Source organism: Pseudomonas sp. YuFO20, from assembly GCF_035064975.1.
Taxonomy (GTDB): domain Bacteria; phylum Pseudomonadota; class Gammaproteobacteria; order Pseudomonadales; family Pseudomonadaceae; genus Aquipseudomonas; species Aquipseudomonas putida_AE.
The window spans coordinates 1-26,736 of the sequence record NZ_JAXDEO010000012.1 but is presented as its reverse complement, the minus strand read 5'-3'; the positions used below and the strand labels follow the sequence as shown (position 1 = coordinate 26,736).

The 26,736-nt window shown below is 62.4% G+C and carries 26 protein-coding genes; 23 read left to right on the top strand and 3 right to left on the bottom strand.

Annotation, left to right across the window (positions count from 1 at the left end; all coding sequences use genetic code 11):
• Nucleotides 1–91: 91 nt before the first annotated feature.
• Genes SOP85_RS08870 through selO form a run of 3 tightly spaced genes read left to right on the top strand, consistent with a single transcriptional unit; the run spans nt 92 to nt 6,731 of the window.
• Nucleotides 92–1,834: a potassium/proton antiporter gene (locus tag SOP85_RS08870; protein WP_274076050.1), complete on the top strand. Its 1,743-nt coding sequence runs from the start codon at nt 92–94 to the stop codon at nt 1,832–1,834.
• Between the two features lie 34 nt (nt 1,835–1,868).
• The gene (mscK, locus tag SOP85_RS08865) at nt 1,869–5,219 is read left to right on the top strand and encodes a mechanosensitive channel MscK (RefSeq protein WP_323626716.1); all 3,351 of its coding nucleotides are present in this window, start codon (nt 1,869–1,871) and stop codon (nt 5,217–5,219) included.
• Between the two features lie 48 nt (nt 5,220–5,267).
• On the top strand, nt 5,268–6,731 hold the full coding sequence (gene selO / locus SOP85_RS08860) for a protein adenylyltransferase SelO (RefSeq protein WP_323626715.1): 1,464 nt from the start codon (nt 5,268–5,270) through the stop codon (nt 6,729–6,731).
• Between the two features lie 6 nt (nt 6,732–6,737).
• Here selO and SOP85_RS08855 read toward each other — a convergent pair whose 3' ends face one another.
• Nucleotides 6,738–7,139, bottom strand: a complete 402-nt coding sequence (locus SOP85_RS08855) for a helix-turn-helix domain-containing protein (RefSeq protein WP_323626714.1) — start codon at nt 7,137–7,139, stop codon at nt 6,738–6,740.
• Nucleotides 7,136–7,432 carry a type II toxin-antitoxin system HigB family toxin gene (locus SOP85_RS08850; RefSeq protein ID WP_274076054.1) on the bottom strand — a complete coding sequence of 99 codons (297 nt, stop codon included), beginning with the start codon at nt 7,430–7,432 and terminating at the stop codon, nt 7,136–7,138. Before SOP85_RS08850 ends, SOP85_RS08855 begins: the two co-directional genes overlap by 4 nt.
• A gap of 195 nt (nt 7,433–7,627) precedes the next feature.
• On the opposite strand from SOP85_RS08850, the gene trxC reads away from it, so the two are divergent.
• Nucleotides 7,628–8,062 carry a thioredoxin TrxC gene (gene trxC / locus SOP85_RS08845; RefSeq protein ID WP_323626713.1) on the top strand — a complete coding sequence of 145 codons (435 nt, stop codon included), beginning with the start codon at nt 7,628–7,630 and terminating at the stop codon, nt 8,060–8,062.
• Between the two features lie 99 nt (nt 8,063–8,161).
• Here trxC and SOP85_RS08840 read toward each other — a convergent pair whose 3' ends face one another.
• On the bottom strand, nt 8,162–8,932 hold the full coding sequence (locus tag SOP85_RS08840) for a ParA family protein (protein ID WP_274076056.1): 771 nt from the start codon (nt 8,930–8,932) through the stop codon (nt 8,162–8,164).
• A 354-nt stretch (nt 8,933–9,286) separates the two neighbouring features.
• Here SOP85_RS08840 and SOP85_RS08835 point away from each other — a divergent pair, with 354 nt between their 5' ends.
• From SOP85_RS08835 to SOP85_RS08745, 19 genes are read left to right on the top strand one after another with little or no spacing between them, the layout of a single operon-like run.
• Nucleotides 9,287–10,012 (top strand): beta-ketoacyl synthase chain length factor, encoded by a 726-nt coding sequence (locus SOP85_RS08835; RefSeq protein WP_274076057.1) that lies wholly within the window; start codon nt 9,287–9,289, stop codon nt 10,010–10,012.
• Nucleotides 9,988–10,800, top strand: a complete 813-nt coding sequence (locus tag SOP85_RS08830; protein WP_274076058.1) for a lysophospholipid acyltransferase family protein — start codon at nt 9,988–9,990, stop codon at nt 10,798–10,800. The genes SOP85_RS08835 and SOP85_RS08830 overlap by 25 nt, the downstream gene beginning before the upstream one ends.
• The gene (locus tag SOP85_RS08825) at nt 10,778–11,053 is read left to right on the top strand and encodes a phosphopantetheine-binding protein (RefSeq protein ID WP_274076059.1); all 276 of its coding nucleotides are present in this window, start codon (nt 10,778–10,780) and stop codon (nt 11,051–11,053) included. Before SOP85_RS08830 ends, SOP85_RS08825 begins: the two co-directional genes overlap by 23 nt.
• Nucleotides 11,054–11,062: 9 nt before the next feature.
• Nucleotides 11,063–11,317, top strand: coding sequence for an acyl carrier protein (locus SOP85_RS08820; RefSeq protein WP_046819912.1), 255 nt, complete (start codon nt 11,063–11,065; stop codon nt 11,315–11,317).
• Nucleotides 11,314–11,859 (top strand): hypothetical protein, encoded by a 546-nt coding sequence (locus SOP85_RS08815; RefSeq protein ID WP_274076060.1) that lies wholly within the window; start codon nt 11,314–11,316, stop codon nt 11,857–11,859. Before SOP85_RS08820 ends, SOP85_RS08815 begins: the two co-directional genes overlap by 4 nt.
• Nucleotides 11,856–13,535: an AMP-binding protein gene (locus SOP85_RS08810; protein ID WP_323626712.1), complete on the top strand. Its 1,680-nt coding sequence runs from the start codon at nt 11,856–11,858 to the stop codon at nt 13,533–13,535. The genes SOP85_RS08815 and SOP85_RS08810 overlap by 4 nt, the downstream gene beginning before the upstream one ends.
• Entirely contained in the window at nt 13,528–14,262 is a 735-nt protein-coding gene (locus SOP85_RS08805) for a glycosyltransferase family 2 protein (RefSeq protein ID WP_323626710.1), read from the top strand. Before SOP85_RS08810 ends, SOP85_RS08805 begins: the two co-directional genes overlap by 8 nt.
• On the top strand, nt 14,259–15,200 hold the full coding sequence (locus SOP85_RS08800) for an LpxL/LpxP family acyltransferase (protein WP_274076063.1): 942 nt from the start codon (nt 14,259–14,261) through the stop codon (nt 15,198–15,200). Before SOP85_RS08805 ends, SOP85_RS08800 begins: the two co-directional genes overlap by 4 nt.
• The gene (locus SOP85_RS08795) at nt 15,181–16,725 is read left to right on the top strand and encodes an HAL/PAL/TAL family ammonia-lyase (RefSeq protein WP_274076064.1); all 1,545 of its coding nucleotides are present in this window, start codon (nt 15,181–15,183) and stop codon (nt 16,723–16,725) included. Before SOP85_RS08800 ends, SOP85_RS08795 begins: the two co-directional genes overlap by 20 nt.
• Complete coding sequence (locus SOP85_RS08790) at nt 16,718–17,143, top strand: acyl-CoA thioesterase (RefSeq protein ID WP_274076065.1); 426 nt, start codon at nt 16,718–16,720, stop codon at nt 17,141–17,143. The genes SOP85_RS08795 and SOP85_RS08790 overlap by 8 nt, the downstream gene beginning before the upstream one ends.
• Nucleotides 17,140–17,832 (top strand): outer membrane lipoprotein carrier protein LolA, encoded by a 693-nt coding sequence (locus tag SOP85_RS08785; RefSeq protein ID WP_323606462.1) that lies wholly within the window; start codon nt 17,140–17,142, stop codon nt 17,830–17,832. The genes SOP85_RS08790 and SOP85_RS08785 overlap by 4 nt, the downstream gene beginning before the upstream one ends.
• On the top strand, nt 17,816–20,155 hold the full coding sequence (locus SOP85_RS08780) for an MMPL family transporter (RefSeq protein WP_323626709.1): 2,340 nt from the start codon (nt 17,816–17,818) through the stop codon (nt 20,153–20,155). Before SOP85_RS08785 ends, SOP85_RS08780 begins: the two co-directional genes overlap by 17 nt.
• Nucleotides 20,152–21,312 carry a sodium:proton antiporter gene (locus tag SOP85_RS08775; RefSeq protein ID WP_323626708.1) on the top strand — a complete coding sequence of 387 codons (1,161 nt, stop codon included), beginning with the start codon at nt 20,152–20,154 and terminating at the stop codon, nt 21,310–21,312. Before SOP85_RS08780 ends, SOP85_RS08775 begins: the two co-directional genes overlap by 4 nt.
• Nucleotides 21,299–22,546 (top strand): NAD(P)/FAD-dependent oxidoreductase, encoded by a 1,248-nt coding sequence (locus SOP85_RS08770; RefSeq protein WP_323626707.1) that lies wholly within the window; start codon nt 21,299–21,301, stop codon nt 22,544–22,546. The genes SOP85_RS08775 and SOP85_RS08770 overlap by 14 nt, the downstream gene beginning before the upstream one ends.
• A 37-nt stretch (nt 22,547–22,583) precedes the next feature.
• Nucleotides 22,584–23,066: a hypothetical protein gene (locus SOP85_RS08765; RefSeq protein ID WP_323606466.1), complete on the top strand. Its 483-nt coding sequence runs from the start codon at nt 22,584–22,586 to the stop codon at nt 23,064–23,066.
• Nucleotides 23,063–24,259 carry a beta-ketoacyl-[acyl-carrier-protein] synthase family protein gene (locus SOP85_RS08760; RefSeq protein ID WP_323626706.1) on the top strand — a complete coding sequence of 399 codons (1,197 nt, stop codon included), beginning with the start codon at nt 23,063–23,065 and terminating at the stop codon, nt 24,257–24,259. Before SOP85_RS08765 ends, SOP85_RS08760 begins: the two co-directional genes overlap by 4 nt.
• Nucleotides 24,256–24,717: a hotdog family protein gene (locus SOP85_RS08755; RefSeq protein WP_274076072.1), complete on the top strand. Its 462-nt coding sequence runs from the start codon at nt 24,256–24,258 to the stop codon at nt 24,715–24,717. Before SOP85_RS08760 ends, SOP85_RS08755 begins: the two co-directional genes overlap by 4 nt.
• Nucleotides 24,714–25,442, top strand: a complete 729-nt coding sequence (gene fabG / locus SOP85_RS08750) for a 3-oxoacyl-ACP reductase FabG (protein ID WP_323606468.1) — start codon at nt 24,714–24,716, stop codon at nt 25,440–25,442. The genes SOP85_RS08755 and fabG overlap by 4 nt, the downstream gene beginning before the upstream one ends.
• Nucleotides 25,442–26,668: a beta-ketoacyl-ACP synthase gene (locus SOP85_RS08745; protein WP_046819927.1), complete on the top strand. Its 1,227-nt coding sequence runs from the start codon at nt 25,442–25,444 to the stop codon at nt 26,666–26,668. Before fabG ends, SOP85_RS08745 begins: the two co-directional genes overlap by 1 nt.
• The last annotated feature ends 68 nt before the right edge of the window (nt 26,669–26,736 follow it).

The window sequence follows — 26,736 nt, the reverse complement described above, 5'->3', positions numbered from 1 at the left end:
GACAGCATCACATTTCAACAGGTTAGAATCGCTGGCACGCAGACTGCATGGTCAGTTTGTGCCCGCTTTCCAGCCTTCCGGAGTACTGCCTTTGAATGCGACGACCATCAACAGCCTGTTCTTGATCGGCGCGTTGCTGGTAGGTGCGAGCATTCTGGTGAGTTCACTCTCGTCGCGCCTCGGCATCCCGATCCTGGTGATCATCCTGGCCGTGGGTATGGCGGCCGGCGTCGATGGCGGCGGCATTATCTTCGACAACTACCCCACCGCTTATCTGGTGGGCAACCTGGCATTGGCGGTGATCCTGCTCGACGGCGGATTGCGTACCCGCGTGTCGAGTTTCCGCGTGGCGTTATGGCCGGCGCTGTCGCTGGCCACGGTCGGGGTGTTGATCACCACCGGGTTGACCGGCATGGCCGCGGCCTGGCTGTTCGACCTGAACCTGATCCAGGGCCTGCTGATCGGCGCCATCGTCGGCTCCACCGACGCCGCTGCGGTGTTTTCGCTGCTGGGCGGCAAAGGCCTGAACGAACGGGTGACCGCCAGCCTGGAGATCGAATCCGGCAGCAACGACCCGATGGCGGTGTTCCTCACCGTGACCCTGATCGACATGCTCGCCAGTGGCCAGACCGGCCTGCACTGGAGCCTGCTGACCCACCTGCTGCGCGAGTTCGGCATCGGCGGTGTGATCGGCCTCGGCGGTGGCTGGCTCATGCTGCAACTGGTCAACCGGATCAACCTGGCCACCGGCCTCTATCCCATCCTGGTCATTGCCGGCGGCCTGGTGGTGTTCGCCCTGACCAACGCCCTGCATGGCAGCGGTTTCCTGGCCGTGTACCTGTGCGGGCTGGTCATCGGTAACCGGCCGGTGCGCAGCCGCCACGGCATTCTGCACATGCTCGACGGCATGGCCTGGCTGGCGCAGATCGGCATGTTCCTGGTGCTGGGGCTGCTGGTCACGCCCCACGACCTGTTGCCGATTGCATTGCCGGCGCTGGGACTGGCGCTGTGGATGATCCTGTTTGCCCGACCGTTGTCGGTGATGGTCGGCCTGCTGCCGTTCAAGGCCTTCCACGGGCGAGAGAAAGCGTTCATTTCCTGGGTTGGTCTGCGCGGTGCGGTTCCGATCATTCTGGCGGTGTTCCCGCTGATGGCGGGCCTGCCCAACGCCCAACTGTACTTCAACCTCGCCTTCTTTATCGTGCTGGTGTCGCTGCTGGTGCAAGGCACTAGCCTGCCATGGATCGCCAAGCTCCTGAAGGTAACCGTGCCGCCCGAGCCTGCGCCAATTTCCCGCTCCGCCCTGGAAGTGCACGTCACCAGCGAGTGGGAACTGTTCGTTTATCGTCTTGGCGCCGAAAAATGGTGCATCGGCTCGCCCCTTCGCGAACTGAAAATGCCGGAAGGCACGCGCATCGCCGCCCTGTTTCGTGGCCAGCAACTGCTCCATCCGTCGGGTAGTACGGTGCTCGAAGTCGATGATTTACTGTGTGTTATCGGCCACGAACACAACCTGGCGGCCCTCGGAAAACTGTTCAGCCAGGCACCGCAACGCGGCCTCGATTTGCGCTTCTTCGGCGACTTCGTACTCGAAGGAGACGCCCAGCTGGCCGCGGTTGCTGCCCTGTACGGGTTGAAGGTCGAAGGCATCGATCCGGACATGTCCCTGGGCCACTTCATTGCCCAGAAAGTTGGCGGTGCACCCGTGGTCGGTGACCAGGTGGAATGGAACAATACCATCTGGACCGTCGCGGTCATGGAGGGGAACAAGATCGGCAAAGTGGGCGTCAGATTCCCCGAAGGAAGTCGCCCGGGTCCGGGACTCTTCCTCTAAACTCCACTCTTCGTCCTGTTTTTGATCGGTCTCTATGTCAAGCCTGCGCACTTTTTTCGTCATGGTCCTTTTGGGGCTGAGCCTCTCTGTCGGTACAGTACAAGCCGCCGAACCGCCGAACCGCGAATCCGTGCAGGCGAGCCTGGACAAGATCGCCGACCGCAAACTGCCCGAAGCCGACCAGAAGGCCCTGCAATCGGTCCTGCAAAGCACGCTGACACAGCTCAACAACCAGCGCGACTACGAGCAGAAGCTGGTCGACCTCAAGCAACAACTGGCGACCGCGCCCAAACTGACCATCGAGAACCAGCGTGAACTGGCCCGCCTGAAGGCCAGCAGCGTGGTGCCGGTGGCGCAACGCTTTGCCAAGGAGTCGATCCAGCAGCTTGAGCAAATGCTCACCGAACGGGCAACCCAGCAAAGCGATCTGCAAAAAGCCCTGGGCGACGCCAACAGCCTGATCATCACCGCCCAGACTCGCCCCGAACGCGCACAGGCGGAAATTTCCGCCAGCCAGACGCGCATCCAGCAGATCAACAACATCCTCAAGGCCGGCAAAGACGCCGGCAAGACCCTGAGCGGCGAGCAACGGGACCAGCTCAATGCCGAGCTCGCGGCCTTGAACGCCCTGATCCCGCTGCGCCGCCAGGAACTGGCGGGCAACACTCAGCTGCAAGACCTGGGCAACAGCCAGCATGATCTGCTGTCGGAAAAATCAGATCGCCTGGACCAGGAAATTCAAGAGCTGCAAAACCTGATTAACCAGAAGCGCCTCGCGCAGTCCCAGGAAACGGTCACCCAGCAATCGATCGAAGCCCAGAAGGCCGGCGGCAGCAGCCTGCTGGCCATCGAAAGCACGGCCAACCTGAAGCTCTCGGACTACCTGCTCAAAAGCACCGACCGCCTCAACGAAGTCACTCAGAAAAACCTGCAGACCAAGCAGCAACTGGACAGCCTGACCCAGAGCGATTCCGCCCTGGACGAACAGATCAACGTGCTCAAGGGCAGCCTGCTGCTCTCCAAGATTCTCTACAAACAGAAACAGGCCTTGCCGCGCCTTCGGGTCGACCGTGACCTGGCGGACCAGATCGCCGACATTCGCCTGTATCAGTTCGAAGTCAGCCAGCAACGGGAGTTGCTCAGCAACCCGGCCGCCTACGTCGACAACCTGCTGTCGACCCAGCCGCCGGAACAAGTCACGCCGCAGCTGCGCAAGAGCCTGCTGGAACTGGCCACCACCCGCGCCGACCTGCTGGAGCGGCTGAACCGCGAACTGAGCGCGGTGCTTAACGAATCCATCACCCTGCAACTGAACCAGAAACAACTGCTCAGCACGGCGCAAAGCCTGCGCGCGACCCTCGATGAGCAGATGTTCTGGATTCCCAGCAACAAGCCACTGGATGTGGAGTGGATGCGGGCTGTTCCAGAACGCCTGAACCGTCAGGTCGACACCCTGCCCTGGGCCTCAAGCCTGAGTGAACTGGTCGACGGCCTGACCCAGCGCCCCCTGCTGTTCCTGCCGCTGGCGTTGCTGATTGGCGCACTGCTGTGGCGACGCAAGCAGCTGTATGCGCGCCTCAACAAGGTTCACCAGGACATCGGCCACTTCAAGCGCGACAGCCAGTGGCACACGCCCCAGGCCATCCTGATCAACATCCTGTTGGCGATGCCGGTGTCGCTGGGCCTCGCCCTGTGTGGCCTGGCCCTGCAAATCGACGCCCGCGGGCAGAACGCGAGCATGGGCGCGGCGTTGCTGCAAATGGCCGGGGCCTGGCTGGTGTTCTACACCGCCTACCGCATCCTGGCGCCAGGTGGCGTAGCGGAACTGCATTTCCGCTGGGAAAAACCCCAGGTCGAATTCCTCCGCGGCTGGGTTCGTCGCCTTGGCATGGTGGTGATGGCGCTGGTCACCGTGGTGGCGGTTGCCGAGCTGCAACCAGCGGCTTTGGCCGATGACGTGCTCGGCATGCCGGTGGTGCTGATCTGCTACGCCTTGATGACCTGGCTGCTCAGCCGCTTGCTGATCAGCAGCCCGACCCACGAAAACGCCTCGCTGTTCCGCAAGGTCTTGGGCATCGGGTTTACCGCGTTGCCCATCGCGCTGTTCGTGGCCGTGTGCTTTGGCTACTACTACACCGCGCTGAAACTCAGTGACCGGCTGATCAACACCCTTTACCTGCTGATGTTCTGGCTGGTGATCGAAGCGACTTTCGTGCGCGGCCTGAGCGTGGCGGCACGCCGCCTGGCTTACCAGCGCGCCCTGGCCAAACGCCAGGCGGCGAAGGAAGCTGGCGATGGCGAAGCGGTCATCGAAGAACCGACGATGGACATCGAGAAGGTCAACGAACAGTCCCTGCGCCTGATCCGCCTGGCGCTGCTGGGCGGCTTCATCGCCGCGCTCTACTGGGTCTGGGCCGACCTGATCACGGTGTTCTCGTACCTGGACAACGTCACCCTCTACGAATACACCAGCGGCACCGGTGCCAACATGAGCATGGTGCCCATCAGCATCGGCGACATGCTCGGCGCGCTGATCATCATCGGCATCACCTTTGCCCTGGCGCGTAACTTGCCGGGTCTGCTGGAAGTGTTCGTGCTGTCGAAGCTGAACCTGGCCCAGGGCAGCGCCTACGCCACCACCACGCTGCTGTCCTATGTGATCGCCGGCATCGGTTTCGTCTCGACCCTGTCGACCCTCGGCGTGAGCTGGGACAAGCTGCAATGGCTGGTCGCGGCACTGTCGGTAGGCCTTGGCTTCGGCATGCAGGAGATCTTCGCCAACTTCATCTCCGGCATCATGATCCTGTTCGAACGCCCGGTGCGCATTGGCGACACCATCACCATCGGCAACCTGTCGGGTACGGTGAGCAAGATCCGCATCCGCGCCACCACCATCACCGACTTCGACCGCAAGGACATCATCGTCCCGAACAAGACGTTCATTACCGGGCAACTGATCAACTGGTCGCTGACCGATACCATCACCCGAGTCACCCTCAAGCTCGGGGTCGACTACGGCTCGGACCTCGACCTGGTGAAAGAACTGCTGTTGAAAGCCGCACGGGAAAACCCGCGGGTGCTCAAGGAACCCGAGCCGCACGTGTACTTCCTGAACTTCGGCGAAAGCACTCTCGACCACGAACTGCGCATGCATGTGCGCGACCTGGGCGACCGCAACCCGGTGCTCGATGAGGTCAACCGCTTCATCAACCGCGAGTTCAAGAAGCAGCACATCAACATCTCGTTCCGCCAGATGGAGGTCTACCTCAAGAACCTTCACGGCCAGGAATATAAATTGGTGCCGATCGAACCGGAAACGAAAACCATCGTGCCAATGGTCGACGGCAAGCCGGCGCAGGAACCGCCCACCGCCAAACTCGACTAACCGGCCAATCCCCAGCAGAATGCTCGGACATTCTGCTGGAGCCGGCCCTTGAAAGCCCTCGACGAACTGACCTTCGACAACCGCTTCGACCGCCTGGGCGATGCGTTTTCCGCCCACGTGCTGCCCGAACCTATCGACAACCCACGCTTGGTAGTCGCGAGCCCGGCTGCCATGACCCTACTCGACCTCGACCCCGCAGTGGCCGAGACCCCAGAGTTCGCCGAGCTGTTCAGCGGCCACAAACTCTGGGCCGACGCGATCCCCAGGGCGATGGTCTATTCCGGTCATCAGTTCGGCTCCTACAACCCGCAACTGGGCGATGGTCGCGGCCTGTTGCTGGGCGAGGTGTACAACGAGGCAGGCGAGCATTGGGACCTGCACCTCAAGGGCGCCGGCCAGACGCCCTTTTCGCGCATGGGCGATGGCCGTGCGGTGCTGCGTTCCTCGATCCGCGAGTTCCTCGCCTCCGAAGCCTTGCATGCCCTGAACATCCCGACCACCCGGGCGCTGTGCGTGATCGGCTCCGACACCCCGGTCTGGCGGGAAAAACAGGAGCGCGCGGCCATGGTCCTGCGCCTGGCACCGAGCCATGTGCGCTTTGGGCATTTCGAATATTTCTACTACACCAAACGCCCCGGGCAGCAGAAAGTGCTGGGTGAGCATGTTCTGGCCATGCACTTTCCCGAGTGCCTGGAACAACCGGAACCGTACCTGGCGATGTTCCGCGAAATCGTCGAGCGCAACGCCGAACTGATCGCCAAGTGGCAGGCTTATGGCTTCTGCCACGGGGTGATGAACACCGACAACATGTCGATCCTCGGTATCACGTTCGATTTCGGCCCGTTCGCCTTCCTCGATGACTTCGACGCCAATTTCATCTGCAACCACTCCGATGATCAGGGTCGCTATTCATTCAGCAACCAGGTGCCGATCGGCCAGTGGAACCTCAGCGCCCTGGCCCAGGCCCTGACACCGTTCATCAGTGTCGAAGCCCTGCGCGAAACCCTGGGCCTGTACCTGCCGCTGTTCCAGGCCCATTACCTGGACCTGATGCGCCGCCGCCTGGGCCTGACCACCGCCGAGGACGACGACCAGAAGCTGCTGGAGCATCTGCTGCAATTGATGCAGAACAGCGGCGTCGATTACAGCCTGTTCTTCCGGCGCCTGGGTGAAGACTCACCCGAAGCGGCTATCTCCCGTTTGCGCGATGATTTCGTCGACCTCAAGGGTTTCGATGCCTGGGGCGAGCTCTATGTCGCGCGCGTGGCCCGAGAAGGCGAGGTGGATCAGGAGGAGCGTCGCAAGCGGATGCATGCCGTGAATCCGCTGTACATCCTGCGCAACTACCTGGCGCAGAAGGCTATCGATGCGGCGGAAAGTGGCGACTACTCGGAGGTTCGCCGACTGCACGCCGTGCTGAGCAAACCGTTCGAGGAACAGCCGGGGATGGAAAGCTACGCCGAACGGCCGCCGGAGTGGGGCAAGCATCTGGAGATCAGTTGTTCGTCGTGAGACGCGTCAGATAAAGACGTCCACCGGCACATTGAAGCGCTCGGCCAACCAGCGGATCTGCCGCAGGTTGAGCTGGCGCTTGCCGCTCAGGATCTCGGAAACGACCGACTGAGGCCCGACGCCTGGCAGGTCGCTTTGAGTCAAACCATGTTCGCGCATCATGTATCCAAGCACTTCAGCACCTGTGGCTTGGGGCATTGGGTGATGCCTGTGATCCCATTCCTCAATCCAGTCACCGATGATGTCCACCAGACTCATCAGAGGATGCGACTCGTCAACTCCGGTCATCTCGAGTAACTCGTCGAGTGCCTGCACCAGCGTGTCATAGTCGTCTTCGTTTTTGGGTTTGCGTAGCAATGGCGCTACAAACTCCCAGTGCTCCGCTGCGTTTTTTATCAGAATGCTCATACCCTACCCTCCTTCCATTTACCGCGGTCATATTCGCGGTGATCCAGCACATGCTTGATGTAGATTTTTTGATGCCGATATCGAACGTAGGCGATCAGCCGTAATTTGTTACCACCAATATCGAAAACATGAAGCTCACCAACCTTGTCGGTTGCGGGAAATGAAGACTTCATTGCTGCAAAATCATTTGGCGTGACGCGCTTTACCGTTCGATACCACTGGTCCAGTGCACTGGCCGCCTGCGGCCACTTTTCCTTGGCATCCCAGATTCGTTTTTCGGAAAACACTCGCATGCAACATCCTTATCGCATTTCGCTATGGTGAGTTAATCACAAACTGAAAATATCGCAATATGCGATAACCCAAAGCAGACCAGTGGTCTCGCTTAGTACGACTCAGCCTAGTTTTATCGAGCGACACCGCACAATTGAAAATATGAGCAAACGTCTCCAAATAGCAATGATCGGCTTCTCAACAGGACCTTCCTCATGACCGACCCACTCCTCATCCCCTGCCCCCACTGCAACGGCCTGAACCGTATTCCGGCGGAGCGCCTCAACGACCATCCGAAATGCGGACGCTGCAAGGCCGAACTCCTGCTGAATAAGCCTTTCGAACTCAAGCAAGGCGATTACGCCAGTCAGATCAAGGGCGATCTGCCGCTGCTGGTGGATGTGTGGGCTGACTGGTGCGGGCCGTGCAAGTCGTTTGCGCCGGTGTTCGAGCAGGCGGCGGGGCAATTGGCGGGCAAGTGTCGCCTGGCCAAGCTGGACAGCGAGGCGAACCAGCAACTGTCGGCGCAATTGGGGATACGCTCGATTCCGAGCCTGATTCTGTTCAAGAACGGCCGGGAAGTTGCCCGCCAGAGTGGGGCCTTCCCGTTACCGCAGTTGATGAGCTGGTTACGTAGCCAGGGGATCTGAGACCGCCATAAAAGATCGCAGCTTGCGGCAGCTCCTACATAGAAATCAGTGTTGAAACGATCTCTGTAGGAGCTGCCGCAGGCTGCGATCTTTTGATCTTCAGGTGTTTTCCAGCAGGTTGTGCAACTCGACAAACTGCTGAGTCAGCTTGTGCCGCGGATCGAGATGGATCAGCGGCGTATTCGCCTGGTGGGATTCGCGCATACGCACCGAGCTGGCCAGGTACACCGGCAGCACCGGCAGGCCCTCGGCGATCAGCTCATCGAGAATTTGCTGTGGCAGGCTGGCGCGGGCCTGGAACTGGTTGACGACGATGCCCTCGACTTCCAGCCCTTCGTTATGGTCTTCCTTGAGCTCTTCGATTTCCGCCAGCACACCGTATAGCGCCTGACGCGAGAAACTGTCGCAATCGAAGGGAATTAGCACACGATCGGCGGCAATCAATGCTGAAACAGCATAGAAATTCAAAGCAGGAGGGGTATCGAGGTAAATCCGGTCGTAATCCTCGTCCAGCTCTTCAAGCAATTTTCGCAGCTTGTTGATCTTGTGCTTGGCCTCAAGCTTTGGCTGCAGGTCCGCCAATTCGGCAGTAGCGGTCACGACATGGAGGTTTTCGAACGGGGTTTCGTAGATGTCGACCTGGTTCTTCCTGGAGAAAGGCCCGGAGGACAGGGTCTGCTTGAAGAAATCGGCTATACCCATCGGGATATCGTCACCGGTGAGGCCGGTCAGGTACTGAGTGGAGTTGGCCTGGGCATCGAGATCGACCAACAAGGTGCGATAACCCTCGCTGGCGCTGACAGCCGCCAGATTGCAGGCAATACTGGATTTGCCCACGCCACCTTTCTGATTGAACACCACGCGCCGCATTGCAAAACCTCCGTGTATCAAAGAATGACCGAGTGTAGTGGTCCACGGCATGGCTTCGCTACCTCACAAACACAGGGACTACACGGTCATCAGCCTTTTCCTGCTGAAAAAGCCGCTGGCGCCTTATTGAACCGAGTCCAAAGCCGACAGACGGCCCATGAAAACGTGAATGATTGCCAATCGTTCAGTTTTTGCGAACTGACCGGTAAATCCCACTGGGCAAAATGTAACCAGCATTTGCTACAGGTTCGCCGCACCGGGATAATGCGCACCACTCGGCGCCAAGCGCCACGTAGGGTGTGCCGTGCCAATGCGTCACTCACCGCGTCAGGAAGCCTGCAAGGGCGGGATTGAATGTCTGTGATCAATTTCAACATCGCCCAGTGGCGCGCTTGGGCCCCAGGGCTTGAAAGCGTGGATGACTGGCAGGCCTGGTGCCGGCAACCCTCGATGTTGCCGGGCAGCGATGCCGCACCCGATGTCTCGTTCCTGCCGGCCATGCAGCGTCGGCGGCTCAGCCGTCTGGCGCGGATGGCCTTCAGTGTCGGCTGGCCATTGGCCGAAGGTCGTCAGGACCTGCCATTGGTCTTTGTTTCCCGTCACGGCGAAACCCCACGGACCTTCGATATTCTCAGCGACCTGGCCGTCGACCAGCCGCTGTCGCCGACCCAGTTCAGCCTGTCAGTGCATAACGCGATCATCGGCCTGTGGTCGATCATGCGCGGTGAAACCAGCGAAATGACTGCCCTGGCCGCCGCTGGCGACGGCCTGGAGCACGGCATGCTGGAGGCCGCGGCCCTGCTGGCTGAAGGCGCACCTGCGGTATTGCTGGTGATCACCGAAGAGCAGCCACCGCAGGCCTATTCGACCTGGATCGACGATGTGCCCTTCCCCTATGCCGTCGGCCTGCTGATTACCCCGGGCAATGACTGGCAGTTGACCCTGAACAGCGCCACGGATGCGTTGTCCAAAGCTCGCTGGCCTCACGCGTTGAATCTGTTGTGCACGCTGCTCGGCCCGCAAACCACCTGCCAACATGCCTGGAAAAATCGTGTATGGACCTGGCAACGCAGCCTGTGACTGAAAAAAACCGCGATGCCTATTATTGGCGGCTGCTGGCCACGGCCGCGAGCTTTGCCCTGTTCGGGCTGGGTGGCCTGTGCCTGCGCCTGGTGGTTTTCCCGCTGCTGGCCTGCCTGCCGGGTGATGCCCGGACCCACCGGTTGCGCGCGCGACAAACCGTCAGCCGCTGCTTCTGGTTGTTCGTCCGGTTCATGGCCCGCACTGGCGTGCTGACCTACGAGATTCAGGGTGCGGACAAACTCGGGCGACCGGGCCAGATGATCATCGCCAATCATCCATCGCTGATCGATGTGGTGTTCCTGATCGGGCTGGTCCCCCACGCCAACTGCGTGGTCAAGCAAAGCCTTTGGGATAACCCGTTCACTCGCACCCCCCTGCGTCGCACCGAATACATCAGCAACGACGGCAGCATGGACATGCTCGATGCCGCCGCCGATGCGCTCAAACAAGGCCAGCCCCTGATCATCTTTCCCGAAGGCACCCGCACCCAGCCGGGCCAGGCACCCGCCTTTCATCGGGGGGGCGCGGCAATTGCCCTGCGGGGTGCGAAAATCCTCACCCCCGTGGTGATCAAGGTCAGCCCGACCACACTGACCAAGGCCGAACCCTGGTATCGGATCCCCAAGCGCCGCGTACACTTCAGTATTCGCGTCGGGGCCGATATGGATCCCCAGACTTTCGCAGCGCTAGGCCCTGCCCCTCAGGCCTCGCGCAAGCTCAACGATTACTTGCATACCTATTTTACTAAGGAGCTCGCCAAAGATGAGCGATCTGCAGACTCATAACCTGGTGCTGGAAATAAAAACCCTGATCATCGACGCCCTCGGCCTCGAAGACATCAGCGCCGACGACATCGGCGACGAGCAGACGCTGTTCGGCGAAGGCCTGGGCCTGGACTCGGTGGATGCCCTGGAACTCGGCCTGGCCATCCAGAAAAAATACGGCATCAAGATCGATGCCGACGCCAAGGACACGCGCAATCACTTCAGTAACGTGGCGAGCCTTGCGGCCTTCGTCACCGCAAAACAGGCAGCTTGAGACCGGACCATGCAAACTCGTGACGACATTTTCATAACCCTGCGCGATGCCTTGGTCGAGCTGTTCGAACTGGACCCCGAACGGGTGAGCCTCGAATCCAACCTGTATCAGGACCTGGAAATCGACAGCATCGATGCGGTCGACCTGATCGATCACATCAAGCGCCAGACCGGCAAGAAGATCGCGGCCGAAGAATTCAAATCGGTGCGTACCGTCAGCGACGTGGTCGAGGCGGTCTACCGTCTGGTTCAACCGGCCGCATGAGTCGACTGATCGGCCTCAGCCTGCTGCTGGCGGGCCTGCTATACCCTTTTGCGGTGTATTTCGGCATGGAGCATTTCGCGCCGTGGCAGTTCGGGCTGCTGCTGGGCAGCCTGTGGCTGGCCCGCGCGCTGACCGGCAAGCGACGACCAGGCAGCTTGTGGATGGCATGCGTGGCCATCCTGTTCTGCCTGTTGCTGGCGCTGTTCGACAGTCCGTCGCTGCTGCGTTGGTATCCGGTACTGATCAGCGGGTTCATGCTGGGACTGTTCGGGCTGAGCCTGAAATACGGCCCGCCGATGGTTGAACGCCTGGCCCGCCTGCGCGAAGCGCATTTGCCGGTCAAGGCCATCCGCTATACCCGCCAGGTGACCATCGCCTGGTGCGTCTTTTTCCTGTGCAACGGGATCTGCGCTGCAGCCCTGACACTGTGGGCGCCGCTGAGCTGGTGGATGCTGTACACCGGCCTGATCTCCTACGGATTGATAGGCCTGATGTTTGCCATTGAATGGCTGATACGACAACGGGTACGAGGCCGCCCATGAACTGGATAAAACTTGAGCACCTGCTGCTCAAGGCCGAGCCGGAGCGTGCCGTGACGGCCGAACCGCAGCTCGATCACACACAATTGCGCGAGCAGGCCCTGCGCCTGGCCGCCAGCCTGCAAAACCGCGGTGTGCGGCGCATTGCCGTGCACCTTGAAGACGCCGCCGACCTGGCGATTGCCCTGTTGGGCGCATGGCGTGCCGGGGTAGGCGTGCTGCTGCCGGCCGACCTGCAACCGCAGACCCGCCAGCGCTGGTCCGGTGAAGTGGATGTATGGCTCACCGATCAGCCGGACGATGCACACCTGGGCGATTACCAGGATTCCCCCCTTGGCGCCGCCGCCCTCGACCTTGAAGGCTGCTCGCTGAGCCTGTGCACCTCCGGCTCCAGCGGCGAACCCAAGCGCATCGAAAAAAACCTGGGCCAACTGGTCAATGAAGTTGAGGCCCTGGAACAGCTGTGGGGCGCCGACCTGGGTTCGGCTTGCATCATTGGCAGCGTCGCCACCCAGCACATCTATGGCCTGCTGTTTCGGGTACTGTGGCCACTGTGCGCGGGGCGCCCGTTCGTGCGCAGGCAACTGGCCTTCCCGGAAGACCTGCAGCGCGCCAGTCGCGAGTACCCGGCCTTCGCCTGGGTGGCCAGCCCGGCCCTGCTCAAGCGCATGGGCGACAACCTCGACTGGGCAGCGCTGAGCGCGGTGCGTCGGGTATTTTCCTCCGGTGGCGCACTGCCAGCCGAGGCCGCACAGCGCCTGCAACAACGCCTTCACCAATGGCCGACGGAAATTTTCGGCAGTTCGGAAACGGGCGGCATCGCCTGGCGCCAGGGTCAGTCCCTGTGGCAGCCCTTTGCCAACGTTCAGGTGAGCCAGGACGACCAGGGGGCCTTGCTCATCACCTCGCCCTACTTGCCTGACGGCCATATCGAGCACACGGCCGATGCCGCGCGAATTGCGGCTGACGGCCGCTTCGAACTGCTCGGACGCCTGGATCGGATCGTCAAGCTGGAAGAGAAACGCATCTCGCTGCCGATGCTGGAGCAGGCGCTGATGGCCCACGACTGGGTGGCCGAAGCGCGCCTGGGTGTCGTTCAGGAAAACCGCGCCTCGTTGGGCGCGCTGGTGGTCCTGACTGACGCGGGCCTGCATGTACTGCGCAATCAAGGACGACGCACACTCACGGAACAATTGCGGCAACACCTGAGCCTGCATTGCGAAACCCTGGCCTTGCCAAGGCGCTGGCGCCTGCTGCAACAACTGCCGCTCAACGCCCAGGGCAAACTGCCCCAGGCCGACGTCGAAGCCCTGCTGCTGGCGCCGCGCCCCAAGGCACCTGTGGTGCTCGAACAGGTCGAAGCCAACGGTGAGTGGAGCCTGCAACTGGCTGTACCCCCGGACCTTGCCTATTTCAGCGGGCACTTCCCTACCGCGCCGGTGCTGCCCGGTGTGGTGCAGGTGGAGTGGGCAATGCATCTGGGCCAACAGCTGATGAACCTGCCAGAGACATTCGCCGGCATGGAAGTGCTCAAGTTCCAGCAACTGATCCGTCCCGGCGATGAAGTCCAGTTGCACCTGCGCTTCGACCCGAGCCGCGGCAAACTGTATTTCGCCTATCGCAACGAAACCGCCACCTGCTCCAGCGGGCGGATCCTGCTGGTGGCGGCGCATGCATAATCCCTGCGCCGTGGTGCCGGTCTACAACCACGAAACCGCGATCACCACCGTGGTCGATGCGCTGCTCGCCAGCCACCTGCCGTGCATTCTGGTGGACGACGCCAGCAGCCCGGCCTGCGCCAGGGTGCTCGATCAATTGGCGCAGCGCGACAACGTGCATCTGGTCCGCCTCGCCGCCAACCAGGGCAAGGGCGGTGCGGTGATGACCGGTTTTCGCGAAGCCTCGCGCCTGGGTTTCAGCCACGCCTTGCAGGTGGATGCCGACGGCCAGCACGACCTGCAGGATGTGCAACGTTTTATCGAACGCTCCCGCGCCCATCCCGAAGCCGTAGTCTGTGGCTATCCGCTCTACGATGACAGCGTGCCGAAGGGTCGTTTGTACGCCCGCTACCTGACCCACGTGATGGTCTGGATCAACACCCTGTCGTTGCAGATTCGCGATTCCATGTGCGGCTATCGCGTCTATCCCTTGCCGCCGGTGCTGGCGCTGATCGAATCGGCGAAGATCGGCAAGCGCATGGACTTCGACTCGGACATCCTGGTCCGCCTGGCCTGGCGCGGACTGCCGATGTTATGGCTGCAAACCAGGGTGCATTACCCGATGGACGGTGTTTCACATTTCCGCATGTTCCACGACAACGTGCTGATTTCGAGCATGCACACCCGGTTGTTCTTCGGCATGTTATTGCGCTCGCCGGTGATTCTCTGGCGACGGTGGCGCCCATGAGCGTCAACAAGGAGCACTGGGCCGATCGCGAGGAACGCGGCAGCTTCTGGCTGATGAAATTCACCGCCGTCGCCGCCAAACTGCTGGGTCGTCGACTGCTGAGCCCGTTGCTGTACGGCATCGTCCTGTACTTTTTCCTGTTCGGCCGCAGTGCCCGCCACAGTGCCTGGCAGTACCAGCAACGGCTCGCCGACTGGAGCGGTCGCGACGAACTGCGCCCGAGCCATTGGCGAGTGTTCGGCCAGTTCATGGCTTTCGCCGACTCCCTGCTCGACAAGCTCGACGTGTGGAACGGCAAGCTGAGCATCGAGCAGATCGAAATCATCGACCCGGCGCTGCTGCGCAACCAGCTGCGCGGCACCCGCGGGCAAATGCTCGTGGGCGCTCACCTGGGCAATCTCGAAGTCTGCCGCGCCCTGGCGGAGATCGGCGAACGTGTCACCATGAACGTGCTGGTGCACACCAAGCATGCCGAACGCTTCAATCGCTTGCTGGGCGAAGCCGGTGCGACCAATCTGCGGCTGATCCAGGTCAGTGAGCTGGACCCGGTGATCATGCTGCAACTGCACGAACGCCTGGAACGCGGCGAATGGCTGGCGATTGCCGGCGACCGCGTGCCGCTGCACGGCGGGCGTAGTGTGACGGTGGACTTCCTGGGTCACCCGGCAAAATTCCCGCAAGGGCCGTGGCTGCTGGCCGGGCTGCTGAAATGCCCGGTCAACCTGCTGCTGTGCCTGAAGAAGCCCGATGGCGACTATCGACTGACCCTCGAGCCCTTCGCTGACGCGATCGCCTGGAAACGCAGCGACCGTGAACAGGTCATTCATCAGTGGGCCTCCCGCTATGCCGAGCGCCTGAGTCACTATTGCCTCGAAGCGCCTCAGCAATGGTTCAACTTTTACCCTTTCTGGAAGACCGATGACGACGCCAACGCTTGAGCCTGTAATCTTCGGCGAACGCCCTTTGCGCATCGACGATGTGCTGGCCCTGGCCAACCGCCAGGCGCCGGCGCAATTGCAGGGCGACCCGCCGTTCCGCCAGCGCATCGCCAAAGGCGCGCAGTTCCTCGATTCCCTGCTGGACAAGGAAGGCGTGATCTACGGCGTTACCACCGGCTACGGTGATTCCTGCGTGGTCGCGGTGCCGCTGCATCACGTCGAGGCCTTGCCGCGTCATCTGTACACCTTCCACGGCTGCGGCCTGGGCAAGCTGCTGGACGCGCAGGCCACCCGCGCGGTGCTGGCGGCCCGTTTGCAGTCGCTTTGCCAGGGTGTGTCCGGGGTGCGCGTGGAACTGCTGGAACGCCTGCAGGCGTTCCTTGAACACGACATTTTGCCGCTGATCCCGGAAGAAGGTTCGGTGGGCGCCAGCGGCGATCTGACGCCGCTGTCGTACGTCGCCGCCACACTGTCCGGCGAGCGTGAAGTGATGTATCGCAGCGAGCGCCGGCAAGCCGCCGATGTGCACCGCGAACTTGGCTGGCAGCCGCTGGTGCTGCGGCCCAAGGAAGCCCTGGCGCTGATGAATGGCACCGCGGTGATGACCGGGCTCGCCTGCCTGGCCTACGCCCGCGCCGATTACCTGCTGCAACTGGCCACGCGCATCACCGCGCTGAATGTGGTGGCGCTGCAAGGCAACCCGGAGCATTTCGACGAGCGCCTGTTCGCCGCCAAGCCGCACCCAGGGCAGATGCAAGTCGCCGCGTGGCTGCGCAAGGACCTGGCCATCGACGCACCGACCGCGCCGCTGCATCGCCTGCAGGATCGCTATTCGCTGCGTTGCGCGCCCCATGTCCTCGGCGTGCTGGCCGACAGCCTGAACTGGCTGCGCTCGTTCATTGAAATCGAGCTCAACAGCGCCAACGACAACCCGATCATCGATGCCGAGGCCGAGCGCGTGCTGCATGGCGGGCACTTCTACGGCGGGCACATCGCGTTCGCCATGGACAGCCTGAAAAACCTCGTGGCCAACGTCGCCGACCTGCTCGATCGACAACTCGCCCTGTTGGTGGATGAGCGCTACAACCACGGTTTGCCAAGCAACCTGTCCGGCGCCACGGCCGACCGCGCCATGCTCAACCACGGCTTCAAGGCCGTGCAGATCGGCACCAGCGCCTGGACCGCCGAAGCACTGAAAAACACCATGCCCGCCAGCGTTTTCTCGCGCTCCACCGAGTGCCATAACCAGGACAAGGTGAGCATGGGCACCATCGCGGCCCGTGATGCGATCCGCGTGCTGGAGCTGACCGAGCAGGTCGCCGCCGCGACCTTGCTGGCCGCCAACCAGGGCGTGTGGCTGCGCGCCCAGGCCGAGGATGCACGGCCGCTGCCACCGGCCTTGGCAGCCATGCACGAAGCATTGGCCAAGGATTTCCCGCCGGTCATCGAAGACCGCGCGCTGGAAGGCGAATTGCGCCTGTGTCTGCAACGAATCGCCGCACAACACTGGAGGCTGCATGCGTAGCAAGGGAGTGCTTCACACCGATACACAAATCGTCGTGCCGTTCTTCGACGTCGACCGGATGAACGTCGTCTGGCACGGTCATTACGTCAAATACCTGGAAATCGCCCGCTGCGCATTGCTCGACAAGATCGGCCACAACTACACGGCGATGTCCGAGTCGGGTTATGCGTGGCCGGTGATCGACCTGCAATTGCGCTACGTACGCGGTGCGGAGTTCGGGCAGAAGCTCAACGTGCGCGCCAATCTGGTGGAATGGGAGAACCGGTTAAAGATCAACTACCTGATCAGTGACCTGGAAACCGGCGAGCGCCTGACTCGCGCCGTGTCCGTGCAGGTTGCGGTCGACATGAGCAATCGCGAAATGCAATTGGCTTCGCCCAAGGTGTTCACCGATGCCGTAGCGAGGGCTCTGCCATGATTGTGTCCCCTGTAGGAGCGGGCTTGCCCGCGATGGTCGTTAACGGTGACGCTGGGCACCTGACACTCCGCGGTGCTCTCAGGTTTTTCGCGAGCAAGCTCGCTCCTACAGTGTTTTGCGTATTGCTGGGCATTCCAGGGCTGGCCAACGCCTTCGACCTGCAGCAACTCAGCGAGCAACTGGCCAGGCCCGAGGTGATCCACGGCAACTTCATCCAGGAAAAACACCTGCGCGCCCTGCCCCAGCCACTGACCAGCAAGGGCACTTTCGTCCTGGCGAAAAATCATGGCCTGTTGTGGCTGCTGAAAACGCCGTTGCAACAGGACTACCGCATCAACGCCGCAGGCATTGCCCGGCGTGACGCCAGCGGCTGGCAGATGCTGCCGGGCAAGAGTGCCGGCGCCGAGCAGAACCGCTTGTTCCTGGCCGTCCTGCAAGGCGACAGCAGCGGGCTGCAACGGGACTTCGAGCTGTCTCTCGCGGGCGACGCGCAGAACTGGACACTGACATTGACGCCGCGCTCGATGCTGCTCAAGCAGGTGTTCAACCAGATCAACATCACCGGCGGCGAACTGGTGCACAGCATCGAGTTGCTGGAAACCCAGGGCGACAGCACCCTGTTGCGCATGCAGGACAGCACCAGCGCGCAACCCTTGAGCGACACGGAGCAGCATGACTTTGCCGAGTGAACGCAGGCTGCCGTGGCTGTTCCTGATCCTGCTGGTGGCAGTGCTGGCGCTCGCCGGCTGGCAATGGCGCAACGGCGCCCCACTGTCGGCCAACCTGATGGAACTGGTGCCCGGCACCGCGCCGGATGCGCTGGAACTGCGCGCCGAACAACGCATGCAGGAGCCGCTGAACCGAGAAATGCTGGTGCTGGTTGGCCATAGCGATAGGCAGCAAGCCATCGCCATGGCGCAAACGCTGGGGGATCAGTGGCAAGCCAGCGGCCTGTTCGAAAAGGTCCAATGGAACCTGCAAGCCGACTTGCCGGCGTTGCGCACGCAACTGCTGCAAGGCCGACTGGCCATGCTCGCGGCCGACGATCGCGAGCAATTGATCGACCACCCCGACGCCTTTATCCAGCAACGGGTGCAGGCGCTATTCGACCCCTTCACCGGCTTCAGCCTGGTGCCGAGCCAGGATGACTGGCTGGGCCTGACCGGGCGCATCCAGAACAGCCAGCCACAGCACGGTGCCGTGCAACTGGACATTGGCAGTGGCGCCTTGATCGCCGAGGCCGATGGCAAGCACTGGGTGCTGTTACGGGCGCGGGCCACCGGCAACGCCTTCGACATGAACCTGCCGCTGCAAGTGGCCGACCTGCTCCAGCACAGCCGCGATGAAGCCGCCCGGGCCGACGTGCAACTGCTCGCCGCCAGTGGCTTGTTGTACGCAGCCAACGGCCAGCGCCAGGCGTCCCGGGAGATGACCTGGGTCGGGGGCGGTGCCACCGTCGGGATCCTGTTGTTGCTGTTGCTGGCCTTCCGCCGCTGGCGTGTCCTGCTGGCGTTCGTTCCGGTGCTGGTGGGCATGCTGTTCGGCGCGGTGGCCTGCGTGGCACTGTTCGGCCACATGCATGTGATGACGCTGGTACTGGGTTCGAGCCTGATCGGTGTCGCCGTCGATTACCCCCTGCATTATTTGTCCAAGAGCTGGAGCCTGAAACCCTGGCACAGCTGGCCGGCGCTGCGCCTGACCTTGCCGGGCCTGACCCTGAGCCTGGTCACCAGCGCCATCGGCTACCTGGCCCTGGCCTGGACGCCCTTTCCGGCCTTGACCCAGATCGCCGTGTTTTCGGCGGCAGGCCTGCTGGGTGCCTATTTATCCGCGGTGTGCCTGCTGCCGGCGCTGCTCAAGGGTGCCGAGCTGCGCCCGGCGCAATGGCCACTGCGGCTTTGCGAATATTTACTGGGCTGCCGCGAAGCGTTACTGCGGTATTTGAGCACGCCGGTATTGCTGGCATTGCTGATCGCTTTTTGTGCCGGCGGCCTGGTGCAGCTCCAGACTAAAAACGACATCCGCCAGTGGGTCGGCGCGCCGCAGCAGTTGACCGACGAAGCGCAGACCATTGCGCGAATCACCGGCTATCAACCCACCAGCCAGTTCTTCCTGGTGCAGGCGGCCGACCAACAGCAATTACTCGAACGCCAGGGCGCCCTGAGTGAACGCCTGGATCAGTTGGTTGGCCTGGAGAAACTCCAGGGGTACCTGTCACTCAATCAACTGGTCAGCCCGCCCAGCGAACAACGCAAGGTTCGCGAGGCATTGAGCAAATTGCCGGCGTTCTGGCAGCCGTTGCTCGATGTCGGCGTCCCGGCTCAGGCGCTGCAGGCGGAGTTGAGCCAATTGCAGGCGCTGCCCGTCGAAGACATCGACAGCGCGCTGGCCGGTCCCTTGGCCGAGCCGTATCGCCTATTGTGGCTGGGGCCGACCGCTGACGGCGTGGCAGCGATGGTCAGCTTGCAGGGCCTGAACAATCCTGCCCTGTTGCGGGTACAGGCCGAGGATTTGCCAGGCGTGAAACTGGTGGACCGACTGGGCGAGTTGAACAGCGTGTTCGCCGCCACCCAGATCAGCGCCGCCGAACTGAAACTCGCCTCCTGCGTGCTGATCGTGCTGGTGCTGATCCTGCCGTTCGGTCTTGGCGGCGCACTGCGCATCGTCTCCCTGCCCTTGCTGGCGGCCTTGTGCAGCCTGGCCAGCCTCGGCTGGCTGGGGCAGCCGTTGACCCTGTTCAGCCTGTTCGGCCTGCTGCTGGTGACGGCGATCAGCGTCGACTACGCCATCCTCATGCGCGAACAGGTTGGCGGCGCCGCCGTGAGCCTGCTGGGCACCTTGCTGGCCGCGCTGACCACCTGGCTGTCGTTCGGCCTGCTGGCGGTATCGAGCACGCCAGCGGTGAGCAACTTCGGCCTGTCGGTGAGCCTGGGGCTGATTTTCAGCTTCCTGCTCGCGCCCTGGGCCGGTCGCCAGGTGCACGCCGCCAGCCTCACGGAGCCAACTCAATGATGATCGGGCTGTTCTGGGCGATGGCCCTGGTACTGTTCGCCGTAGCGACCCGGGTCGGGCGCCATTTCGGCCTGATCCCCATCGTCAGCCAGTTGCTGCTGGCGACCCTCGGCTTGCCCCTGCTGATGTACTTCTGGATCGAACCACAATGGCAACTGAGCGGCGCAGCACTAGTATCACCGGGCTGGCTGAAGAACCTCTACAGCCTGAGTTTCGCCCTGCTGCTGGGCTATATCCTCAGCGATGTGATCGATCTGCAACTGGACCGCCAGAGCTTGAAAATCGCCCTGCCGAGTTTCTGCATTCCGTTCGCGTGCGGCCTGGCCACGGCCATCTGGCTGTTGCCGCCGCAACACTGGATCAGTTCGCTGGCGGTCGGGCTGCTGTTCGCCATCACCGCGATCCCGGTGCTATACCTGTACCTGCGGCATATTAATTACCCGCACAGCGCCACCCGGCGACTGGTGCAGACCGCGATCATCATCGACCTGGCCTGCTGGACCCTGTTCGCCATCGCCCAAGGCAGCCTGCACCTGAGCAGCCTGTTGCTGCCCCTGGCCGGCGCCTGCCTGCCCGTGCTGCTGCGGTTGTTGGGCCTGCGGCAAACCTGGCTCTACAGCCTGGGCTTTTTCGCCTTGCTGGTGGTCGCCGAACACTACAAGCTCAACGCGCTGATTTTCGGCATCGGCTATGTACTGGTCATGGCGGCGCTCAAGGCGCCGCTGGTGCTGCCATTGCCGGCGATCTGGATGAACCGCTTGCAGACGTACATCGCCATTCCGCTGATACTCACCTTCGGTATCGTGCAGATCAACGTGCACAGCGCCATGGACAGCCTCGGCTGGGTGCAGCTGGCGGCCCTGCTGCTGTTGCCGATCGCCAGCAAGCTGCTGGGCAACTGGCTCGGCCTTGGCTGGGCCGGCGCCTCGTTCCAGGGCGCCAGTCGCTGGCGCGAAAGCGTATTGCTGAACATTCGCGGCTTGAGCGAAATCGTCTTTCTCAACCTGCTGCTGCAACAACAGCTCATCAGCCCGGCGCTGTACTTTGCGCTGATGCTGATGGGCCTGGTCGCGACCCTGCTGCCGGCATTGGCCGGCATGCACCGGATCCCATTGATAGCTGCCGCCCAGGCAAGGAGCCCCCATGCCAACCGTTGAAACGCAACGTCGTCAGATCGTGGTCATCGGCGCGGGTCCCTCAGGGGCCATCGCCGCCGCGCTGCTCAAGCGCAAGGGGCATGACGTACTGGTGATCGAGCGCCAGCATTTCCCGCGGTTTTCCATCGGCGAAAGCCTGTTGTCCCACTGCCTGGATTTCGTCGAGGAAGCGGGCATGCTCGACGCCGTCAATGCGGCGGGTTTCCAGTTGAAAACCGGCGCGGCGTTTGCCTGGGGCGAGCGCTACAGCACCTTCGATTTCGGCGACACCTTCACCCAGGGCAAACCCACGACTTTCCAAGTCCAGCGCGCCGATTTCGACAAACTGCTGGCTGACCAGGCAGCGCTGCAGGGCGTGGAAATCCGCTATGGCGAAACCATCGTCAGCGTCGATATCGAACAGCCCAAGCCGTTGCTCGGCGTACGGCGCGAAGACGGCAGCGAGTACCGCATCGAGGCTGACTTCATGCTCGACGCCAGCGGTTACGGCCGTGTCCTGCCGCGCCTGCTCGACCTTGAAGCACCGTCGAATTTCCCGGTGCGCCAAGCGGTGTTCACCCATGTCGAAGACCATATCGACCACCCGAACTTCGACCGCACCAAGATCCTCATCACCACCCATCCCACCCAGCGTGACGTCTGGTTCTGGACCATTCCGTTCAGCAATGGCCGCTGCTCGGTCGGTGTGGTGGCCGCGGCGGAACATTTCGAGGGCCGCAGCGACAACCTCGACGATTGTCTGCGCGGTTTCATTGCCGAGACTCCCAGCCTGGCCGGGGTACTGGACAACGCCGTGTGGGATACGCCGGCACGCACCATCGGCGGCTACTCGGCCAACGTCAAAACCCTGCACGGTCGCGGTTTCGCCTTGCTGGGCAATGCCGCGGAATTTCTCGACCCGGTGTTTTCCTCCGGCGTGACCATCGCCATGCGCTCGGCGAGCATGGCCGCAAGCGTCCTGCACCGCCAGCTGCAAGGCGAGTCCGTGGACTGGCAGCGTGAATTCGCCGAACCGCTCAAGCGCGGGGTCGATACGTTCCGCTGCTACGTCGAGGGCTGGTACGCCGGGACTTTCCAGGACGTGATCTACTACCCGGATGGCAATCCGGAAATCCGCCGCATGATCAGCTCGATCCTCGCCGGTTATGCCTGGGACGAGCGCAATCCATTCGTCGCTGAACCGAAACGCCGGCTGCGGATGTTGTCAGAACTCTGTGCAAGGGATGCGACATGAGCAACGTAGTGCGCCAGCCCGTTGAAGGGTGCGTCTGATGATTCGATGCCTGCTGCTCGGTTGCCTCCTGCTGCTGAGTGCCTGCGCCAGCCAGGCGCCGCTGCCCGAGCAGACCCCGAGCATGGCGTTGCCGCTGCAATTGCACATCCAGCGCCTGCAGGCCGAACAGCGCCAGGACTGGGTATTGGTCATCCAGCGTGAAGGCCCGGCGATACGCTGGTCGATGATGGACCTGCTGGGCATTCCCCAGGCCCGTCAGAAACTGATCGACGGCCATTGGCACGCCGATGGCCTGTTGCCGCCGAACCCGGAAGCCCGGGAGCTGTTCGCCGCACTGCTGTTTGCGCTGACCCCCAGGGATGAGCTGTCTGGCAACTACCCGGACGCGTGGCAACATGGCGCACAACGCTCGCTGCCAGAGCGCTGGGATGTCCGTTATTCACAACCATTGAGCTTCGAATTGAACCTGCCCAAAGGCCCGAAATATCAAATCACGTCCCTGAGCGGTGACACGCCATGACGGCCTACCTCAATGCCCTCGGGGTCGTCTGCGCCCTGGGCCGCGACAAGCACGAAGTCGCCCGCAACCTGTTTGCCGGCGATTGCTCCGGCATGCGCACCGAGGTCGGCTGGGTGGCGCAGAAGTCATTGCCGGTGGGCGCTGTCACTGGCGAACTCGTACCGATTCCCGCAGAGTTGGCCTGCCAACGCAGCCGCAACAATCAACTGCTGATGGAGGCCGCGCTGCAGATTCGCCACGACATCGACCAGGCCATCCAGACTTACGGCCGCGAGCGCATCGGTATCGTGCTGGGCACCAGCACTTCGGGCATCGACGAAGCCAGCCAGGGCCTGGCGCGTTACGTGCGCGAACAGCAATTCCCCGCCGACTACGACTACCAGCAACAGGAACTCGGCGCGCCGGCGAATTTTCTCGCCGACTGGCTGCAATTGAGCGGCCCGGCCTATGTGATCTCCACTGCCTGCACCTCCAGCGCACGCGCGTTGATGAGTGCCCAGCGCCTGCTCGACCTGGGCATCTGCGACGTGGTGCTGTGCGGAGGTGTCGACACCCTGTGCAAGCTGACCCTCAACGGCTTCTCGGCACTCGAAGCGGTGTCCGGGCAACGCTGCAATCCGTTTTCGGTGAACCGCAACGGCATCAATATCGGCGAAGCAGCCGTGCTGTTCCTGATGAGCAAACAGCCTGGCGACACCCAGCCGATTGCCCTGCTGGGCAGTGGCGCCAGTTCCGATGCGCACCACATTTCCGCCCCGGAACCCACCGGCCGTGGCGCCCAGCAGGCGATGCGCAAGGCGTTGAGCCGGGCCGGACTGGAGCCTGAGCAGATCGCCTACCTGAACCTGCATGGCACCGCCACCCAACACAACGACGCCATGGAAAGCCACGCGGTGGCGGCGTTGTTCCCGGCCGGCGTGCCCTGTTCTTCGAGCAAACCCATGACCGGTCATACCCTTGGCGCGGCCGGCGCGCTGGAAGCCGCGTTCTGCTGGTTGAGCCTGAGCAGCGACAACCGCGAGCACCGTCTGGCGCCGCATGTCTGGGACGGCCAGCCCGACCCGGAACTGCCGGCCCTGAAATGGGTGACTCCCGCCGATCGCCTGGCGTCCACTGGACCTCGCTACCTGATGAGCAATTCCTTCGCCTTCGGTGGCAACAACGTCAGCCTGATTATCGGAGACGCCCCATGATTGACTGGCCGCTCGCCGAACTGCTGCCCCATGCTGGCGACATGATCCTCATCGAGCAGATCCTGGCATTCGATGAAGAACAGATTCATACCCGCCTCAGGGTCAAGCCCGACGGCCTGTTCAACCTGCCCGACGGCAGCCTGCCCGCCTGGGTCGGTATCGAGCTGATGGCCCAGAGCGTCGCGGCCTTCGCCGGTTGCCATGCGCGCCAGCGCGGCGATGCCGTGGAGCTGGGCTTTTTGCTCGGTTCGCGCAAGTTCGAATGCAACGTCGACCGTTTCCCCGCCGGCACCGAGCTGACCCTGCATGGGATTCGTTCGCTGGAAGACGACAACGGCATGGGCGTGTTCGAGTGCCACATCAACGCACCCGGCATTCATGCCAGCGCCCGGCTGAACGTGTATCGCCCGCCTCAGGCGGCTCAATATCTTCATGAATCCGAAGGAGTCCAGTCATGACTGAATCCGTACTGGTCACCGGTTCCAGCCGTGGCATCGGCCGCGCCATCGCCCTGCGCCTGGCACGGGCCGGGCATGACATCGTGCTGCATTGCCGCAGTGGCCTGGCGGACGCCCAAGCCGTGCAAGGCGAGATCGAGGCCCTGGGTCGCACTGCGCGCATCCTGCAATTCGACGTGTCCGACCGCGCCGGTTGCAAGGCCAAGCTTGAAGCCGACGTCGAAACCCATGGCGCCTATTACGGCGTGGTGCTCAACGCCGGGCTGACGCGTGATGGTGCTTTTCCGGCGCTGAGCGAGGATGATTGGGATGTGGTGATGCGTACCAACCTCGACGGTTTCTACAACGTGCTGCACCCGGTGATGATGCCGATGATTCGTCGTCGCGCCGCCGGGCGGATTGTCTGCATCACGTCGGTGTCGGGCTTGATCGGCAATCGCGGCCAGGTCAACTACAGCGCCTCCAAGGCTGGCTTGATCGGCGCGGCGAAAGCATTGGCGATCGAGCTGGGCAAGCGCAAGATCACCGTCAACTGTGTCGCACCCGGCCTGATCGACACAGCCATGCTCGATGAAAACGTGCCGGTGGATGAACTGATGAAAATGATCCCCGCAGGGCGCATGGGCACCGCTGAAGAGGTGGCCGGCGCAGTGAATTTCCTGATGTCGGCGGAAGCCTCGTACATCACCCGGCAGGTTCTGGCCGTCAACGGAGGCCTGTGCTGATGAAGCGCGTCGTCGTCACCGGCATGGCCGGCATCACCTCCCTGGGCAGCGACTGGGAAACCATCGCTGGCCACTTCGCGGCCAACCGCAGCGGCATTCGTCGAATGGATGAATGGGACCGCTTCACCGAACTCAATACGCGCCTGGCCGGGCCCATCGATGACTTCAAGGTGCCGAGCCACTGGACGCGCAAACAACTGCGCAGCATGGGCCGCGTTTCACGGCTGGCCGTCGGCGCGGCGGAACAGGCGTTGGCCGACGCCGGACTGCTCGGTGACGAATCGATCAAGGACGGGCGCATGGGCGTCGCCTGCGGTTCCTCGACCGGCAGCACCGACGAGATCAAGGCATTCGGCAACATGCTGCTCAACTCGGTGGCCGAAGGCCTGAACGCCAATTCCTACGTGCGCATGATGCCGCACACCACGGCGGCCAACATCAGCATTTTCTTCGGCCTCACCGGCCGCCTGATCCCCACCTCCAGCGCTTGCACCAGCGGCAGCCAGGGCATCGGCTATGCCTACGAAGCCATCAAGTTCGGCCGCCTGCCGCTGATGCTCGCCGGCGGCGCCGAAGAACTGTGCCCGACCGAAGCCATGGTCTTCGACGCGCTCTACGCCACCAGCCTGAAAAACAGCGCCCCGCACACCACCCCACGCCCCTACGACAAAGGGCGCGACGGCCTGGTGATCGGTGAAGGCGGCGGCATGCTGGTGCTCGAAGAACTGGAACACGCCCTGGCGCGGGGTGCCCGTATCCATGCCGAACTCGTCGGCTTCGGCAGCAATGCCGACGGCCAACACACCACCCGCCCGGAGCAAGTCACCATGCGCCGGGCCATGGAGCTGGCCCTGGAAGACGCGGGCTTGAGCCCTGCCGACATCGGCTACGTCAACGGTCACGGCACGGCCACCGAACAGGGCGACATCGCCGAAACCCTCGCCACCAGCAGCCTGTTCGGCGAACACATGCCGATCAGCTCGCAAAAGAGCTTCCTCGGCCACACCCTTGGCGCCTGTGGTGCGCTGGAGTCCTGGTTCAGCATCGAAATGATGAACCGCGATCTGTATGCACACACACTGAACCTTGATGAGGTCGACCCGCACTGCGGCAAGCTGGACTACCTGCGTGGCGAGTTTCGGCAGATGAGCAACCAGTATGTGATGAACAATAATTTTGCGTTTGGCGGGGTGAATACTTCGTTGATTTTCAAGCGCTGGGCGTAAGCAAAATCAAAAGATCGCAGCCTGCGGCAGCTCCTACAGGGAATGGTGTACACCTGTAGGAGCTGCCG

What these genes read in the sequence shown, in the direction of transcription:
- SOP85_RS08805 (WP_323626710.1), top strand. Translation starts at nt 13,528, where the DNA reads ATGCATAATCCCTGCGCCGTGGTGCCGGTCTACAACCACGAAACCGCG.
- SOP85_RS08795 (WP_274076064.1), top strand. Translation starts at nt 15,181, where the DNA reads ATGACGACGCCAACGCTTGAGCCTGTAATCTTCGGCGAACGCCCTTTG.
- SOP85_RS08825 (WP_274076059.1), top strand. Translation starts at nt 10,778, where the DNA reads ATGAGCGATCTGCAGACTCATAACCTGGTGCTGGAAATAAAAACCCTG.
- trxC (WP_323626713.1), top strand. Translation starts at nt 7,628, where the DNA reads ATGACCGACCCACTCCTCATCCCCTGCCCCCACTGCAACGGCCTGAAC.
- SOP85_RS08815 (WP_274076060.1), top strand. Translation starts at nt 11,314, where the DNA reads ATGAGTCGACTGATCGGCCTCAGCCTGCTGCTGGCGGGCCTGCTATAC.
- SOP85_RS08800 (WP_274076063.1), top strand. Translation starts at nt 14,259, where the DNA reads ATGAGCGTCAACAAGGAGCACTGGGCCGATCGCGAGGAACGCGGCAGC.
- SOP85_RS08755 (WP_274076072.1), top strand. Translation starts at nt 24,256, where the DNA reads ATGATTGACTGGCCGCTCGCCGAACTGCTGCCCCATGCTGGCGACATG.
- SOP85_RS08850 (WP_274076054.1), bottom strand. Translation starts at nt 7,432, where the DNA reads ATGCGAGTGTTTTCCGAAAAACGAATCTGGGATGCCAAGGAAAAGTGG.
- SOP85_RS08835 (WP_274076057.1), top strand. Translation starts at nt 9,287, where the DNA reads ATGTCTGTGATCAATTTCAACATCGCCCAGTGGCGCGCTTGGGCCCCA.
- SOP85_RS08840 (WP_274076056.1), bottom strand. Translation starts at nt 8,932, where the DNA reads ATGCGGCGCGTGGTGTTCAATCAGAAAGGTGGCGTGGGCAAATCCAGT.
- SOP85_RS08855 (WP_323626714.1), bottom strand. Translation starts at nt 7,139, where the DNA reads ATGAGCATTCTGATAAAAAACGCAGCGGAGCACTGGGAGTTTGTAGCG.
- SOP85_RS08770 (WP_323626707.1), top strand. Translation starts at nt 21,299, where the DNA reads ATGCCAACCGTTGAAACGCAACGTCGTCAGATCGTGGTCATCGGCGCG.
- SOP85_RS08775 (WP_323626708.1), top strand. Translation starts at nt 20,152, where the DNA reads ATGATGATCGGGCTGTTCTGGGCGATGGCCCTGGTACTGTTCGCCGTA.
- SOP85_RS08760 (WP_323626706.1), top strand. Translation starts at nt 23,063, where the DNA reads ATGACGGCCTACCTCAATGCCCTCGGGGTCGTCTGCGCCCTGGGCCGC.
- SOP85_RS08830 (WP_274076058.1), top strand. Translation starts at nt 9,988, where the DNA reads ATGGACCTGGCAACGCAGCCTGTGACTGAAAAAAACCGCGATGCCTAT.
- SOP85_RS08810 (WP_323626712.1), top strand. Translation starts at nt 11,856, where the DNA reads ATGAACTGGATAAAACTTGAGCACCTGCTGCTCAAGGCCGAGCCGGAG.
- SOP85_RS08820 (WP_046819912.1), top strand. Translation starts at nt 11,063, where the DNA reads ATGCAAACTCGTGACGACATTTTCATAACCCTGCGCGATGCCTTGGTC.
- SOP85_RS08785 (WP_323606462.1), top strand. Translation starts at nt 17,140, where the DNA reads ATGATTGTGTCCCCTGTAGGAGCGGGCTTGCCCGCGATGGTCGTTAAC.
- SOP85_RS08780 (WP_323626709.1), top strand. Translation starts at nt 17,816, where the DNA reads ATGACTTTGCCGAGTGAACGCAGGCTGCCGTGGCTGTTCCTGATCCTG.
- fabG (WP_323606468.1), top strand. Translation starts at nt 24,714, where the DNA reads ATGACTGAATCCGTACTGGTCACCGGTTCCAGCCGTGGCATCGGCCGC.
- mscK (WP_323626716.1), top strand. Translation starts at nt 1,869, where the DNA reads ATGTCAAGCCTGCGCACTTTTTTCGTCATGGTCCTTTTGGGGCTGAGC.
- SOP85_RS08790 (WP_274076065.1), top strand. Translation starts at nt 16,718, where the DNA reads ATGCGTAGCAAGGGAGTGCTTCACACCGATACACAAATCGTCGTGCCG.
- SOP85_RS08765 (WP_323606466.1), top strand. Translation starts at nt 22,584, where the DNA reads ATGATTCGATGCCTGCTGCTCGGTTGCCTCCTGCTGCTGAGTGCCTGC.
- SOP85_RS08745 (WP_046819927.1), top strand. Translation starts at nt 25,442, where the DNA reads ATGAAGCGCGTCGTCGTCACCGGCATGGCCGGCATCACCTCCCTGGGC.